The organism is Psychrobacter sp. C 20.9 (assembly GCF_001921765.1).
Classification (GTDB): domain Bacteria; phylum Pseudomonadota; class Gammaproteobacteria; order Pseudomonadales; family Moraxellaceae; genus Psychrobacter; species Psychrobacter piscatorii_B.
The window spans coordinates 12,710-29,279 of sequence record NZ_MRYC01000026.1; the positions used below are offsets into that span (position 1 = coordinate 12,710).

Here is a 16,570-nt window from a genome sequence, read left to right on the forward strand (position 1 = left end):
TTTTTTAAATAAATAATGATTAGTTATTAGGTAAATATTATTAATTGATAGCTTTATGGAATATGACTGGTTAATCTTGCAACATAGGGTAACTGGTCATGACAAAAATGCCATTCATCTATTTAATATGATTTTTACAAAAATATTACTTAAAATACAAAATATGTATAACACGATTTTTTTTGGTAAATAAACGTTTACATTAGGCTTTAATACATAGGAATATTGAGATGCAAAAGGTAGAGCGACTTTTGAATTCAACGAAAAAGCATTTATTCAATAGATATATATGTCAGATAATGACATTGTTAGCTGCTATTCCTATGTTTTTGATTAGCAATGTAGCTTTTGCTGAAGCTGATCCTGTATGTCCAAGTGGACATGCTATGTATTACTTAGGCTCTAAGAGTACTACAACAGCGCCTAAGGCCACCTTGAGTTGGTCAGCAGCAGGCAACTCTAGTACCACTTATAGCTTTGACAGTGGTCTTAAACTCGTCTTATCTTTTTCCGATATCAACTTTATTAGAACTGGCTATCCAGAAGTTAGCAGTTTTGCTGGTGTTACTACCAATGCTCTTAACATGCGTCATAGCAGCGAAAAAATTGATGTGAATCACAGGTTGACGGCCACTATTAATAAACCCGTTACAAAATACGGTTTTGTCGTTCAAGACTTAGATGCAAATGCTGCTGGAAGATACACTGAGTCGGTATCAATTGTTACTACAGGTGGTTCTTTTAGCAATTTCGCTAACAACTTTACTGTATCCAATTCGAATAAAACGATTACTGCAAACCAGTGGGCAAACTGTAGTCCTAGTAGTCCATGTAATTTTAATATTGAATGGGAAGCCCAATCAGCAAATACGCCATTTGTAACCACACATGGTAATCCATACTCTGGTGCCTCCACGACAACGTCAACTGGTGATCATTTAGTAGGCTATTCCGATTTCTACTTTTGCCTCGCGCCGCCCAAACTCATTGTAAAAAAAGCATTAAATAGCACACGTGTCAAAACTAACGACCAGTTTGAAATTGTAGTTAGTGGTGGATCAATAGCTACAAATAGTTTTACGACTACTGGTACAGGCTCAACAATTACCAATGGGACTAGTACTACGCTTAGCTTAGCAGAGAACAATATATATACCGTCACAGAAAAAGCGATGAATGGTACGACGCTTGGTGAGATAGCAAATTATAACGCTACTTATACTTGCAGCAACGCTACTACAGGTAGTACAACGGTTATGCCTACGACTGCAATGAGCTATAACCCTACTACTAAAACTCGTTCATTCACCCTTAGTAATGTTACTTATGGTGATGAAATTACATGTACTATCACTAATAGTGCAAACTACGTATTCTCAGGCACCGTATTTAACGATAACGGTAACGTTGCAAGCCCAAATAAAGACGATGTATCAGATAAATATCTAAATAATGTCTTTTACTTTAACGGTAAGTACGATTCACCAACTGAATCTGGGATCCCCTTTACCACTGGTCACACCATTACTTTGAATAAATGTGCCGGTGATAGTGGGACGTTTTCACCTCAAACAGTGAATATCAATAGTGACGGTACCTACAGCTTCAATTTGACATCTGCACAAGTTGGCAGTTACACAAGACTCTGTGTCACTCAGAATGAACCTAGTAATTATACATATTCTGTAGACACGACAAGCGATGTGCGACAAATAAACATCATTAATAGTCAGTACAACTATCCTAGCAATGATTTCGGTGATGTTATTCAAGAAAATGCTGCATTGGTATTGATCAAAAGTCAGTATATTCATGACTGTAGTCTAAATAACCTTGCCACAATTGGTGTTAATTATGAAGGTAGTGCTAGCAGCGCGTATAGTATAAAACCAATATCTGGCATTGTGCCAGGACAATGTATCGCTTATAGAATTGAAGCTATCAATCGAGGTAATGTTTCTCTGACAGATATTGTTATCAAGGATAAGCTACAGAGTAAAAACGACTCTAATAATTCGCTAATTACTTCTACCTTAGTTAATCCAATACCTATTGGTGAAAATAGTGGCACTCCATCATTTGCAACAAACTCAGTATCTATTGGTAACAACGGTACAGTGATCACCAATACTTTTTCCTTAGGTGCTACTACAGCCACTCGCCGTCAGGCCATTCGTTTTAATACTAAATATGGTACTACCATTAGTAACTAAACACCTGTGTATCGAATTACTGAGTACTCAATCAAGCCCTGTCTTCTTAGACAGGGCTTTTACCGTTTGGTCATCTTGAAACACCATTTGTCATCTTTATAATTGATACTTGTATCGATTACGTTACAATAGCTTAAAGGGGAATGTGTGCTTTTTATAGACGACCCTGATAGCAAATGATAGACAGTTTCACGGCAGCCCAAAGCATCAGTATCCCAATGATAGTAACGGTATAAGAAAGGATTTTATATGAAACGTTTCAAGATTCTACGCAATATTCTATTAGCTACTATAGCTTCTAGCTCTTTACTAAATGTAGCACATGCTGATGATGCTCTAAAAATGGAACTAACAGCCAATCAAGTCATAAAGAATGCGGAAGGTAAAACAGTCTATACGCCAGTACGCACCGCACCGGCAGGTACTGTGATTCAGTATAAAGCGAATTATACCAATACCATCAATAAAGATATTAACGATTTAATGGTGACGCTACCTATTCCTGCCAATATGACATTTACTGGCGATGCGATGCCTGCAAGTGCGCAAGCCAGTATCGATGGCAAAAACTATGCTGATATGCCACTTATGCGTAAAGTCGATGGCAAAATGGTCAAGATTCCATATTCTGAATACCGCACTCTGCGTTGGAATATTAAGTTATTGCCAGCTAAAAAGTCAGCAGCTGTTGCTCTCAATACCACCGTTAATTAATTCAATAGACATTAAACCTTCACGCTTTTAACGTTTCAATTTTTAATCTTAACCCTGGAGCATTATATGAAATCAAACACTTTTAACTATAGCCTGCTAGCTGTCGGCGTCGCCGCAGTAATGGGTGTGTCTACTGGCGCTAATGCAGCGACCCCAGCTACCGCTGTAACAGCAGGCGCTGCGCCAATTAATAACGTAGCAACTGCAAGCTACAGTATTGCTGGCGTCAGTCAACCATCTGTAACCTCTAACACAGTAACCGTTAACGTTAGCGAAACGGCTAACTTTGCACTCACATCGACTGTTGATGATGGTAGTATTGGTGACGATACTGCTATCAATCAGACTGCTACGCCAGGTGGTACAACTACCTTTACTCATAATTTAACCAACACGGGTAACGTGACGGATACTTATACCATCAATACCACAGGTAATGACTCAGCACTAGTAACGGCTGCTCCCGACTACCCTTTAGGTACTGCGCCTGTTACGTTTACTATTGTACAAGCAGATGGTACTCCTTTAACTGATGCTCAGGTCACCGCTTTAGGGACTCAAGCACAGACAGGTACCCTAACTAATGGCGGTACTATTAGACTACAGCCAGGTACTAGAGCTAACTTAAGCTACGAAGCAGCTACGCCAGACGATCGTAACGGTAATGACAAAGGTGTAGGCACATTAACAGCGACCAGTACTTTCTTTACTGCTAATAATGCACCTGGTGCGACATTGGTGAACGAAAACCAAACTATCGTGAGATTGCCTACCTTCAAAATTGTAAAAACAGCGACCAGTACTGTCGATTTGACAGTCGCCAACCCACAGATTGCTTATAGTATCGTAGTCACTAACGCGACTACTGACTATAGTGCTGCTGCGACTGATATTGTTATCAGAGATGTCCTTCCTGTAGGTTTGAGTTTACCTAATGGCACAGCATCAGACGTGACCGTAACTGGTGGTGCTGGTACCGCTACGATTTCTACTGTTGGTACTCGACAAGCTATTAATGTTGCCGTAGCGAACTTAGCTGTGGGCGCAAGTCGCACGATTACTTTCACGGTTAACGTCGATAGAGATCAGTTTACAGCTGCTAATAGTTCAGTAACTAACAACGCAGAAGTCTACGATAAGTTTGTCGGTCCGGTTAGCCCGCTACCTGCTACTCCTGTACTTGGTACTGACTATGATATTTTGGATAGTACAGATGGCACTATAGGTGTTACTAGAGTACCTGATGATGCGGGTGAAGGTAACGGTGCTGGTATAGATAGTCCTGGTGTGACTAGCTTTACCAGACGAGCGGTTGCGGTGAGCAATCCAACGACTAGAGAAGTTCCCCCTGCTTCAGGTACTGCTAGTCAAGCGACTCATTCAACTCTCATTACTAACAGCGGTCAAGATGGTGAAGGTACCAATACTAACCCATTGACTTTCACTATTGCTGATGGTGGCAATAATGGGGCTGTCAGACCTGTTACTGGTCCTGTTAGTGCTACTTATACGCCGCCTGGTAATGGCGCTCCGGTTACTATAACGCTGCAACCTACCGTTGCTGGTGGTAATACATATACTCTTAATAGCACTACACTACCAACCGCTCAATTTCCAAATGGTATTGCACCTGGTGGTACATTAGAAATCAACTACAATGTGTCGTCGGGCAATGTAGCTGCTCCTGCAACTGTTGCTGATGCTGCAGCTGTTGGTAGCACTGAAACTTCTGTTGTAACGCTAACGCCTGCTGGTATTAATGCACCTGCTGCTACTACAGTGACTGATACGACTAACGTTAGAGGCTTAACTTTAGTGAAGTCTCAAGCATTAGATGCGACTTGTTCAGGTACGGTTGCTGCAAGTACCTTTATTCAGACTGCGGTCGAGGCGAAACCTGATCAGTGTGTTATCTATCGTATTCAGGCGACTAATACTTCTTCAGCAGCGTTAGGTTTTAATCTTAACGCTTTAACCATTTCGGATTTGTTGTCTAACTTTTCAGCTGGTGCGGATTTAGTAGCTGGTTCACCTGCTACTTCTGCGACTGCCTCATCTACTGCAGGCATAGCTAGTACTACCAGTACTGCAGTTCTTGGTACTAACTATACCCTAGTTCCTCAGGGCGTTGGCACCTTGACTTTTAAAATCAAAATTAAAAACGCTCGTTAATTGATATTTAACATTTCAAAGTCTATAAGCTTCACAAGACGCTTATAGACTAACGCTCCAGCTTGACCTAATTGATTTTGATGAGCCAAGCTGGAGAATTACTACCCGACCCTTTTATGTTTTATTGGATAAGCGACATATGACTAAATCTTTAATGACACCGTCTAATCGTATTACGTTGCATACAGCGAATATCTCTGCGCTGACGGCTGCAATGTTGCTTATGCAATCAAATATGGCGTTTGCTGCGCCTACCACTCTCGTACAAACTATCAACAATATCGCTAATGCTTCTTATGACGTCAATTCTATCAAACAGAATAGCATTTCAAACCAAGTTCAAGTCAAAGCCTCTGCCTTATCTGAATATGGTATTAACTTAACTCAGCAACCTGTGCGTACTGTTGCACCCAACACACTGGTGAATTGGGTTAATGTTCTTAGTAATACTAGCTATAGTAGTCAGACTGTTGAGCTGACGCTTGATGTATCGCCAACTCTATCTAATTTGAAAGTTTATCAAGACTTGAATAAAAACGGCATTGTCGATAGTGGTGATACACAACTGATTCTTGATAACATGAGTGCCCAAATCAAGCTTGGTCAGAGTGAAAACATTCAGTTTATTGTACAAGCTCTATCAGATGCTAATGGTAAGGATGGAGATACTGCTGACATTAAGATTGGTGCAGTTGTCTTAGAAGACCCGTCAGTGACTAGCGTGAGTGCGACCGATAGTTTAGTCATTATCGAATCTGGTATCAAATTCACCACTCCTAAATTTGATGAAAGCAAAACGATTTCACAAATTAATGATGACGTTTATATCAGTGCCAGCTATGCGCAATGTAATGTACAAACTGACAAGCCTGATCAAGTATGGGTAACCATCAAATCAGCTAACCCGCCCATTGGTAGTGGTGATAGCTATTCACTTAAAGCTATAGAAACCGGTAATAACACAGGTAAATATCAGCTATCAGCAGCCACTCAAAATAACGCTAACGCTATTGACGATAAGCTTATCCAAACGTTGAACAGCGACACATTGACTGTCAATTTAGATGCTTGTATCGCCCCTTCGGTTGGCATTGATGCTGATGAATTGCCAAATGCGTCTGACTTCACCGTGCGTATCAGTGACCTGAGCTCACAAATTAATATCGTCGATGACAACCCAGCTTTAGTTGTTACAAAGGAAAGTGACGTAAAAAGTGCTGAACTCGGCGATTATATCAGCTATACCATCGAAATCAAAAATAGCGGTAAGTCTACTGCTTACGATGTACAACTAAAAGATGCCTTACCACGTGGTTTTGACTACGTTGAGAATAGTGTACGTATTAGTCCAACGACTGATATTGATATCAATCAAGCACAGACCACCGAGTTTAAAGCTGATGGTAAATATCAGGTATTGAACTTAGGCAATATGGCAAATGGCGAAAGTAAAAAAATTACTTATCGTGTGCTTGTTGGTGCTTCATCACTAGGTGGTGATGGTATCAACCGCGCAATCGCAGTTGCTAACAATGAGCAAGGCCAAAGCTTAGTATCAAGAGAAGCACAGTGGAAAATCGACGTAGAACGCGGCGTCATGAATACTGACGGTATCATCGTTGGTAAAGTCTATCACGATATCAACCGTGATGGTATTCAGCAAAAAGAAGACGGCGAGCTTGGGGTTGCTGGTGTCCGTATATATATGGAGAACGGCAACTTCATCGTTACTGATCCTGAAGGTAAATACAACTTTTATGGGGTCAGTGCCAAAACACACGTACTAAAAGTAGATAGCACGACGATCCCTAGAGAAACAGAGATGGTCACCCAAAGCAACCGTAATGCGGGTGATGCTGGCAGCCGTTTTGTCGATTTGAAATATGGCGAGCTACATCGTGCAGATTTTGCGATTGTGGGCGGCATGGGCGATAGTACTGAGCGTCTGAACGCCGAGCTAATCGCTCGTAGCAAATCAGTGAGTGCTAAGAATGATACGCTAGAGCAAGCGGTAAAAACAGCGCTAACATTAGAGCCAAACTACGATGCCGACACGACTGATAATGTCGATGCAAGTGGCTGCAATATCAATGGCGACCTAGACCTTGGTAACAACTGTGATTCTGCTATTGTCAACGATATGATTGGGGATGCGACCAATCGTGTAGACATGGCCGTGACAACGGTTGCACCTCCAGTAGAAAAAGAGCTCGAAGAATATCTAAAAGAAGTGGCTAACAATAATGTCACCTTCATTAACCTAAATGAAGGTCAACAGCTCAGTACTTACAAGCAGATGGTACAGGTACAAGCACCACTTGGTTCAATATTTACTCTATACGCCAATGGCAAAGCGATATCAGAGCAGCAAATCGGTAAAACTGCTGAGCAAGAAAAGCAAAATGTAATGGCTTTTGACTATTATGCGGTTGACCTAAAACGCGGAAGCAATACGTTACGTGGTGTGGCAACTGACATCAATGACAAAACTATTTCCGAGCAGACCATCACCGTATTGACACCTGATAGTCTGCAAGCGATTGATTATCGTACGCAAGCACAATTAGTCCCAGCAGATGGTATCAGCGAATATCAGGTTGTTATTAGTCTAAAAGATCGCGACAATCGCCCCTATATCGGTACTACTTCTCTTACACTTGATACTAATATCGGTCGTATCAATCTGAAAGACAGCAGCCAAGATCAAGCCGGTACCCAAGTTACTGTATCAGGGGGTGAGTTATTAATACCAGTCATCGCGCCAAGCGCACCAGGCAAAGGTGAGTTGGTAATTGATACTGGTAGTAGTAAACAAATTATCCCACTACAGTTCACGGCTAAGCTGCGTCCACTCATTGCTGTGGGTATCGTCGAAGGTGCTATCTCGCTCAAAGACTTTGATGGCAGCAATATCACAGACGCACAAGGCGCGTTCGAGCAAGAGCTGCATGAAATCTCAGGCAATGATGATTATTCAGCCACTGGTCGTGCGGCAATGTTCTTGAAAGGCAAAGTGCGCGGAGATTACTTGCTGACGCTCGCTTATGACAGTGACAAAAAAGGCGAGCGATTATTCCGTGATATCGAGCCTGGCGAATACTATCCTGTCTATGGTGACTCATCGGCCAAAGGCTTTGATGCGCAATCAACCAGTAAGCTCTATGTGCGTCTAGACAAAGGTCGCTCGTTTGCTATGTACGGTGATCTAAAAACTCAAATCGACAACGATGAAGGGATTGAGCTTGGTCAGTACAACCGTACATTGACTGGTCTAAAGGCGCAATTTGAAGATAATAATACTCGCGTGACTGCGTTTTTGGCAGAGACCAGTACTAGCCAGCGCGTTAATGAGACTCGCGGCTTAGGTATTTCAGGTCCCTACCCATTGGCGGAGAACTTTGACGCGGTACTAGAAAACTCTGAAATCGTCGAAGTTATCACTCGTGATGCCAATAATCCCGGTCTTATTATCAGTCGTGAGACGCTAACTCGTTTTGCTGATTATGAGATAGACCCGATTAGCCGCAGTTTATATCTAAAATCACCGATTGCGAGTCAAGATCTCGAAGGCAATCCTATCTACATTCGTGTCACAGTAGAAGTGGATGAAGGTGGTGAGGACTATTTGGTTGGTGGTATCGCTGCCAAACAGCAACTGACTAATAAAGTCTCTATCGGTGGTAGCTATATCAATAGCGACGACCCATTGAACAAAGAAGAGCTGGCTAGTGTCAATAGCGTTATCAAGTTCAACGACAAGCTAAAGCTGGTCGCTGAATACGCAATGAACAAAGCTGAGAACCCTAATTTTCAGCCAAGTAATCAGATCAACACCACAGAATTAGACGATAATAATGTTGAGGGCAATGCCTTACGTGTCGAGCTTGACTTTGATAATAAGAAAGATACGCGTGCCAAGGCTTATTACAATGATGCAGATGAAGGATTTGTCACTGGTGCATCACCACTTACTGCTGGACGTACGGAGTCTGGCGTAGAAGTCATCCATACATTCAACGACAAAAAAACAGCGTTGAAATTAGAAGGTGTGCGTACCAAGGATCATACTACTGACGCGAGTCGTGAAGGCGTACAAGCCAGTATCGAGCAACGCTTGAGTGAAAATGTCGTTGGTGAAATCGGTGTGCGTTACTACAAACAAGACGCGACTGCTGCCTCACGCAATAACCAAGCAGCCACAGATGTGATAGATGTTACTGATGACACGCTGTTCAATGACGACATTATCAACCAATCAGCATTGAATGGCGTTAGTGATGCTGACAAAGACATCGAAGGCACCACGGTTCGTGCTCGTATCACTTCTCGCCTACCCAAGCTAAATAATAGCTTGGTGTTTGCAGAGTATGAGCAAGATATCGAAAATAGCTCACGTAACGCGACGTCCATCGGTGGTGAGACGCCAATCGGTGGCTTGGGTCGTCTGTATGCACGTCATGATTTGATCAATAGCTTGTCTGGTAGCTATGGTCTTGATGATACTGATGAGCGTCAACGTACCGTTGTTGGCTTTGACGTCAATTATATGAAAGACGGTAAAGTGTATAGCGAATACCGCATGCGTGACGCGATCAGTGCGCGTGAAGCGGAAGCCGCTATCGGTCTCAAAAACAAATGGTACGTGCAAGAAGGTCTGACCCTAAGCACCTTGTTTGAGCGCGTCGAATCACTAGAAGGCGAGACAGACAATACGGCGACCGCAGCGGGCATTGGCGTCGAATACTTAGCCAAAGAAAACTACAAAGCCTCAGGACGCTTTGAGAAACGTTGGGGCGAAACCAGCGACACCTTATTAGGAAGTGCAGGCATCGCCTATCGTTATACCGATGATATTACCCTACTTGCCAAGGACATCTACTCACAGGTCGACTATGATGATGGCCATCGCACCATCAACCGTTTTCAGTTAGGCGCTGCATACCGCGACTATGATAGCAATCAGCTAGACATGCTAGCAAAACTTGAGTACCGTTTAGACGACAATGCTACTGGCACTGACCAATATCAAAAAGATACAACAATATGGTCGTGGAGCGGCAACTACCATCCAACGCGCGCCCTTACTCTCTCTGGTCGCTATGCGGGCAAATATACCCAATACGACGCTGATGATATCGTCAGCGAAAACACCGCGCATGCTGCCTATGCACGCGGTTTATATGACATCAGCGAGCGCTGGGATATAGGTCTACAAGCTGGGACTTACTGGAACAAGCAAGCGGATGATATGTCATATATGCTTGGGGCAGAAGTCGGCTACAGCCCGATGACCAACCTGTGGTTGTCGCTTGGTTATAACTTTATGGGTTTTGAGGATGAAGATATCGCTTATGACGACAGTACGCAAGAAGGCGCATACTTCAGATTACGCTTTAAGTTTGATGAGGATTTATTCAAACGCGAAGACCCACGCAAAAATAAGCGTTTGCCGAGCAACGCGACGCTATAATCTGAAAAAATTGTCGTCGCTCTGAGCTGCGGCAATTTTTTTATTACTGTACTGATATTTTTCAGTTGGCTCATATATACTGATAAACGTTTGATATAGTGATTAGGGTATGTCCTGATATTGACAAATACTTAAAAAATAAAACCGATTGCCTGAATACAAGGGTTGTAATATGTCGAAGTCTGCCAGCACAGTAGCTACCTATAAACGCTCTTTTTATACGGCACTGTCCGCAGTATTGCTACTCACGTCTGCTTCATCAGCATTGGCAGCAAGCGACCGTGTCAAAGCGAATACACTGATAAGTAATGACTACTGTCATAGCAATTTAGAAAATCACATCCCGTCTTATCAATACCAAAGTACTCAGCAGCAGGCGTTGAGCTGTATGCTCACACAGGTAAAACCCTATCAGCAAGCGGATAAGACAGCACGCCAGCGCTACTGGGCCTACAAAGCGCAAGCATGGCTGAACTACGCCATTCATCAGGACAGTATCAATAGCCGCTCTACCGCTGGTGCCTACGCTGCCCAAACGGCAGAGTCCATACTGCAATCATTAAAGAATGGCACAGAAAAAGATATCAGCCTGTATCAAGACATCCCTGCGATGTCTGCCTTGATGCGACCAGACCTATGGGCAACTATAAGTGCCCTCAAAGACAGTGACGGCATCGCTGTTGCCCCGCGTGAGGTGGCGTTTAGCGAAGTGGCTCTGATTTGGGCGGCGACCAATCAATGTAAGCGAGGGTGGCGTGAATCAGGCATACATTTTCGTATGGCAGATCGCTGGCTTGAGCAAGCACGCGAAGCTTACGTGAATGCTCATGATTCACAGACTAACGTGGCTTTAGAGCAATCTATCGTCAGCTACTACAAGCAGTATGCGCCTTTAGATGCCAGTGATGATATCTGCCGCGGACAAGATCTAACGCCTAATAATTAAAGCGCCTTACTAAATGATAGAGGTAAAAAAGCCGACAGATTTGTCGGCTTTTTTGTGTCTACTATAGATAAAATTAGCGGTTTTTACGTGGTAGTTTTTCTGGTAGATAGCAGCGTAAGTACGCGATAAATGCTGTATTTGCTTCTTGAATATAGTCTTCAGTGATATTCTGATGACGACGATAAGACAAGGTAAATATCGCATTAATAATACTATAAGCAATCAATAACGTGTTTTGGATATCCTCAAAATTTGGCATCTCATAACGCTCTGATAAACGCTTATAGACCAAGTCAACAATTTGATGGTCCATATCTTCGCCAAATTCATCACCTTCAAAATCAGGCGTATTGGTGTCATAAATGAGTTTGGCTTTGGTCTCATCGTTATGGAAGATCGTCACGCACTGATCAATCAGCGCGGTTAGATATCCTTGCCATCTATCGTAGTTGCCGATATCAACGGTTTCTACCATCTCTAATATTTCAATCGCATTCAAAAAGCGCAATGCTAAAAATATTGCTTCAATGTTAGGGAAGAAATGATAAGCAGAAGCTCTTGGTATGCCTGCTTCTTCACACACAGCTGCTAGAGTAATATCATTGATAGCTTGTGTTTCACTCAACTTTTTGGCACCAGCCAAAAGTTTTTGACGACGTGCGCGTCCCTGCTGACTGGTAAATTTAAACTTGTTTGGTACAAGTTTTTTTGCCAACTCCGAATCTACTAACACATCTTCAATTTTTTCGTCTTTGTTATCACTCATTGTAAATCTCTTAATGTTACGTCCTATTTCATAAATACAATCTTCATTGAGTAGCATTCGTCCTAAATCACTGGAGAATCAACGAGTGGCTAAAATGTAGAGCCAACGTTATCGCTACTAACCTCAACGAGGGTGCATCATAAACGCTTGTACACTATCAAGCAAGGGACATGAATGGGTTAAAAGTTAATGTATCGATTAACACTCTACTAGAGTTAACTATCTAATTTTATGAAGTTAATCATTCAGTTTAATTTTCGCTCTTATAATACCATGATCAGTCACCCTATCTGAATAATCCCACTTAAGATGGTCATTGAAATAATCAACTCTTTCAACCTGACCGAGCGAAAACTTGCTATCAGGTAAAAACTCTTCTGAAACAAATAACTGATCGATCACTTCTGGCATACCTTGATGAATATGGGTGTAAGCCACATCTTTCATCCAACCATAGCGAGCTTGAATACGAGCGGCATCAAAAAGTGCGACATCACGCATACTTTTATCATAATTAACCTCGCCAGTCTCAGTCATTAGCTGGGTCGTTACGCTACCAGTCACATCGTTCATGTCGCCAAGCAGTATCAATGGCTCACGCGTGTGATGCAAACGTTCCATGATCGACATACGAATAGATGCCGCCTCTGCAGCACGCATACACAAACTACGAAGCTTGGCACGAATACGGATATTTGGATCATCCATGTCTTCTAATAGGTTACCATTTTCGTCACGTAAGAAAAACGCACGTTTACTTTTTAGATGCGCCGTGATGATCGTTATTGGTTGACCATATGCGTCAACACGCAATATCAAAGGTGGACGATTAAAATGCTGATGAGGCCCGATATCGGGGATATCAATCACAGCTTTTGGTGCAATCTCTTCTAATAAGGTCGTCTCTAATTGCTCAAATCGACTAATAATACCAACGGCTGGTGTATTCTGTGCGCCTCTACCTTGAGTATATGGACTTGCAGTGTCATTGCTTGCAAGCGGAATAACCACCTGCTCTGGTTTGAATCCTAGTGCGACAGCTAGTGCTTCTAGTGCATTACTATCCCATACTTCTTGTACGGCAATGATATCAGCGTGTGCTTTAGCCAGCAGATCTGTCAGACCACGTCGCTTATGCTCATAGGCTTTATTATCATAAGCTGGGGCATTCTTATAATAAATGCGATTAGGGTTAGCAAAGTTCAATAAATTAGCTGTGGCAATATAAAACTGTTTACTACCGTCATTATTAGTCATAAGTCCCCTGTTTTTCTTATATTATATTCATACATATAGATTCATAGCAAATTTTATGCCAAAAAAAACTCCCAAAGGTTGACTTTGGGAGTTTTAAAATAACATACATACTGCTGGTCAAAGTCATTAATAGAACCAATCGTACAATCAATCTATTGTCAGCAACGAAATAGTAATCTATTGTCAGCTTTTTTAAGAGACAGCTCGCCTGTTAAGTTAGCTATCTATTAAAGTCATTGAGTAAACAGTAGCCATATTCATAAGTCTTTTTAACATCTGACTTTCTTGTAAAACACGTACTACGATACACGATGCCATGCGTCACGTGATGCTAGACGCGCTTCATCCCACGCCAAACGAGAATCACCCTTCACTTCATGCCATGAACGCTCTAAGTCAGCTTCATGATCTTCAAAACGTGCATCTACTGGATAGCGAGCGCGATTTGCATAGCCTACCGCATACGCTGGGTGTAGATCGCGATCAAACTCGTAACCTTCTTTGTAGTAATCAGCATTGGCATACTCTGCACGCCAGTAAGCTTCCTCATGGGTTGGATCAATGGCTTCAGCTGCTGCATGACCTGCGCCGCCACCAACGATAGCACCAATAGCGCCACCAATTAGTGTGCCTAATGGGCCTGCCATAGTACCGATGGCTGCACCTGCTGCTGCACCACCTACACCGCCAATACCTGTACCCACTGGATGTGAGCCTGGCTCACCTGTAATAATGTCTGCATTCAAATCTTCTTTTGTCTCTTTAGACATGTTTTTTACTTCACTGCGATCGATAGCGTCATGGTTACTCATAGTATTGTCCCTAAATTATTTATTATTTGTTGAATTATTTATTTGCTAAAAGATTAGCGATATTGCTGAATCCAACTGAAGTATAGAAACTTATAGGTAGAGACAGATAGCCTGATTATGTAAACTGTGTCCGTATTGCGATTGCATTGCGTTACAGCCTGTATCTTTATGACGTCTATGTACGGTGCGCTCATACTTTGGGTAATCATAAGAGATTAGCATTGATAAATTTACTATAGAAATCAACCCTATATCTGCATTAATGACCTTGCGATGGCACGTTGCCATTTATCAAGGTGTTGCTCACGAGCATCAATCGACATGCTTGGCTCAAAAACACGATCCACTTGCCATGAGGCTTTCATGGTTGATTCATCGTAAAGCCCAGTCTTTAAACCAGCGAGTAGTGCTGCACCCTTTGCCGTAATCTCTGTGTCTCTTGGACGTAGCACCGGAACATCTAGCAAATCTGCCTGAAACTGCATCAGCAAATCATTATTTGCCGCGCCGCCATCTACTCTGAGCTCAGTCAAGGGATGAGGGCTGTCTTTTTGCATGGCGATGAGTACATCATAAGTCTGGTAGGCAACTGCTTCCAACGCAGCACGGGCAATATGGGCTTTAGTAGTACCGCGGCTCATACCAGTGATGCTAGCACTGATATCAGAACGCCAGTAAGGCGCACCCAATCCAGTAAAAGCAGGTAATAGCACCACATCTTCGCTACTGTCTACTTGGCGAGCTAAATCTTCAACATCGCTACTTTGTTGAATCATACCCAAATTGTCACGTAGCCATTGGATGATAGCTCCTGCCATAAAAACACTACCCTCCAAGGCATAGGTAACTTCTTTTTTGGGTGGCTGTAGCATTCGCTTACCTGACTGTAAGATTTGATCAAATGATAAATTGTCTGGACGAGTTGGCGATATTTTTCGCTGCCATGCGATGGTGGTTAGCAGCTTGTGCTCGCTCAGTTTTGGCTGCTGACCAATGTTCATCAGCATAAAGCACCCTGTGCCATAAGTATTTTTGGCCATGCCAGCATCGAGACAGCCTTGCCCAAAAAGCGCGGCCTGCTGATCGCCGAGCACGGCTTGAATGGGTATTTGCTTTGCAAATAGGCCTTTTTTGGTTTTGCCAAAATCACCGTCAGATGGCAGTACCTTAGGCAATATAGTCATAGGAATGGCAAACCGATCGCAAAGCGTCTCTGACCAAGCCAATTTATGAATATCAAATAGCAAAGTACGAGAAGCATTGGTCACGTCGATGACATGCTCGCCGCCAGTTAGCTTGTAAATCAGCCAGCTATCGATGGTGCCAACTGCTATCTCACCTTTACTAGCACGTACGCTGAGTTTGGGATTATTTTCGAGCAGCCAAGCAATTTTACTGGCACTGAAGTACGGATCTAAGCGCAGACCTGTGATGCGTTGTACTTGCGCTGCCATATCATATTGAAGGTCATTGTTAATATCATTGTGATTGGCGCCTTGATTGATATCTTGATTGACACTTTTATTCATGCTGTTATCAGCGCTTTCAGCAGCGAGTGTCTTGCAATAGTTTGCCGTGCGCCTGTCTTGCCAAATGATAGCGGGTGCGAGCGGTTTCCCTGTTTGCTTGTCCCACATGACAATAGACTCGCGTTGATTGGTAATCGCGATACTGGTGACATCAGTAGCAAGCAACCCTGCCTGATTGATAACATCATGCGCACAGCTAATCTGAGTTTGCCAGATTTGTTGTGCGTCTTGCTCAACAAATCCCGCTTTTGGCGTTTGCAGCGTCGTTGGCTGTTGTGCCATCTTAATAGGCCGTGCATGATCATCGTATAATATCGCTCGACTCGACGTTGTCCCTTGATCTAACGCCAAAATATATCCTGCCATTACGCATATCCTCTACTGATATTGTTGGTTCTATTTGATAAAAACCAGTGGCTATTCATTATTTGCTGTTAATCAATCACTGCATATTTTATAAATGATTGGCCAAATTATTTAGGGCGTGTTGAACATTCGCAAATAGCCACTGCTGATCGCTAAAATTGTTCCAGACAAGGCACAAAGCGACGATAATGCAGATGCCTTAGCGAGATTTGTAACGCAGTATGGGGCAATTTTAGCATCAGCCCGCAGGGACAGGACTCTTTTTTGCCGCTTCATCGTTAAAAATAAGCGCTTAGAATGACTAAACTTATTATTTTTAACATCG

10 protein-coding genes are annotated in these 16,570 nt (G+C 42.7%); 5 read left to right on the forward strand and 5 right to left on the reverse strand.

Translation table 11 applies throughout. From position 1 onward, the window contains the following. Nucleotides 1–230: 230 nt before the first annotated feature. The 5 genes from BTW00_RS13155 (at nucleotide 231) to BTW00_RS13175 (ending at nucleotide 11,515) form a co-directional block, all read left to right on the forward strand. Nucleotides 231–2,213 carry a hypothetical protein gene (locus BTW00_RS13155; RefSeq protein WP_075107775.1) on the forward strand — a complete coding sequence of 661 codons (1,983 nt, stop codon included), beginning with the start codon at nucleotides 231–233 and terminating at the stop codon, nucleotides 2,211–2,213. Between the two features lie 249 nt (nucleotides 2,214–2,462). Further along, the gene (locus tag BTW00_RS13160) at nucleotides 2,463–2,927 is read left to right on the forward strand and encodes a hypothetical protein (protein ID WP_075107776.1); all 465 of its coding nucleotides are present in this window, start codon (nucleotides 2,463–2,465) and stop codon (nucleotides 2,925–2,927) included. A 66-nt stretch (nucleotides 2,928–2,993) separates the two neighbouring features. Further along, complete coding sequence (locus BTW00_RS13165) at nucleotides 2,994–5,099, forward strand: DUF11 domain-containing protein (protein ID WP_075107777.1); 2,106 nt, start codon at nucleotides 2,994–2,996, stop codon at nucleotides 5,097–5,099. 139 nt (nucleotides 5,100–5,238) lie between these two features. Further along, entirely contained in the window at nucleotides 5,239–10,569 is a 5,331-nt protein-coding gene (locus tag BTW00_RS13170) for an SdrD B-like domain-containing protein (protein WP_075107778.1), read from the forward strand. A gap of 172 nt (nucleotides 10,570–10,741) precedes the next feature. Then, entirely contained in the window at nucleotides 10,742–11,515 is a 774-nt protein-coding gene (locus BTW00_RS13175; protein ID WP_075107779.1) for a hypothetical protein, read from the forward strand. A 73-nt stretch (nucleotides 11,516–11,588) separates the two neighbouring features. Here BTW00_RS13175 and BTW00_RS13180 read toward each other — a convergent pair whose 3' ends face one another. From BTW00_RS13180 to BTW00_RS14125, 5 genes are all read right to left on the reverse strand, one after another. Further along, on the reverse strand, nucleotides 11,589–12,281 hold the full coding sequence (locus BTW00_RS13180) for a TetR/AcrR family transcriptional regulator (RefSeq protein WP_075107780.1): 693 nt from the start codon (nucleotides 12,279–12,281) through the stop codon (nucleotides 11,589–11,591). A 237-nt stretch (nucleotides 12,282–12,518) separates the two neighbouring features. Then, nucleotides 12,519–13,538: an endonuclease/exonuclease/phosphatase family protein gene (locus BTW00_RS13185; protein ID WP_075107781.1), complete on the reverse strand. Its 1,020-nt coding sequence runs from the start codon at nucleotides 13,536–13,538 to the stop codon at nucleotides 12,519–12,521. Between the two features lie 299 nt (nucleotides 13,539–13,837). After that, nucleotides 13,838–14,350, reverse strand: a complete 513-nt coding sequence (locus BTW00_RS13190) for a hypothetical protein (protein ID WP_075107782.1) — start codon at nucleotides 14,348–14,350, stop codon at nucleotides 13,838–13,840. Between the two features lie 248 nt (nucleotides 14,351–14,598). Then, nucleotides 14,599–16,245, reverse strand: coding sequence for a glycerol kinase GlpK (glpK, locus tag BTW00_RS13195; protein ID WP_075107783.1), 1,647 nt, complete (start codon nucleotides 16,243–16,245; stop codon nucleotides 14,599–14,601). Between the two features lie 111 nt (nucleotides 16,246–16,356). Then, nucleotides 16,357–16,570, reverse strand: a 214-nt coding sequence (locus tag BTW00_RS14125; RefSeq protein ID WP_218609025.1) for a hypothetical protein, incomplete at its 5' end; no start/stop codon positions are given.

Coding starts and splice junctions, on each gene's coding strand:
- BTW00_RS13160 (WP_075107776.1), top strand. CDS start 2,463: ATGAAACGTTTCAAGATTCTACGCAATATTCTATTAGCTACTATAGCT.
- glpK (WP_075107783.1), bottom strand. CDS start 16,245: ATGGCAGGATATATTTTGGCGTTAGATCAAGGGACAACGTCGAGTCGA.
- BTW00_RS13185 (WP_075107781.1), bottom strand. CDS start 13,538: ATGACTAATAATGACGGTAGTAAACAGTTTTATATTGCCACAGCTAAT.
- BTW00_RS13165 (WP_075107777.1), top strand. CDS start 2,994: ATGAAATCAAACACTTTTAACTATAGCCTGCTAGCTGTCGGCGTCGCC.
- BTW00_RS13180 (WP_075107780.1), bottom strand. CDS start 12,281: ATGAGTGATAACAAAGACGAAAAAATTGAAGATGTGTTAGTAGATTCG.
- BTW00_RS13175 (WP_075107779.1), top strand. CDS start 10,742: ATGTCGAAGTCTGCCAGCACAGTAGCTACCTATAAACGCTCTTTTTAT.
- BTW00_RS13155 (WP_075107775.1), top strand. CDS start 231: ATGCAAAAGGTAGAGCGACTTTTGAATTCAACGAAAAAGCATTTATTC.
- BTW00_RS13170 (WP_075107778.1), top strand. CDS start 5,239: ATGACTAAATCTTTAATGACACCGTCTAATCGTATTACGTTGCATACA.
- BTW00_RS13190 (WP_075107782.1), bottom strand. CDS start 14,350: ATGAGTAACCATGACGCTATCGATCGCAGTGAAGTAAAAAACATGTCT.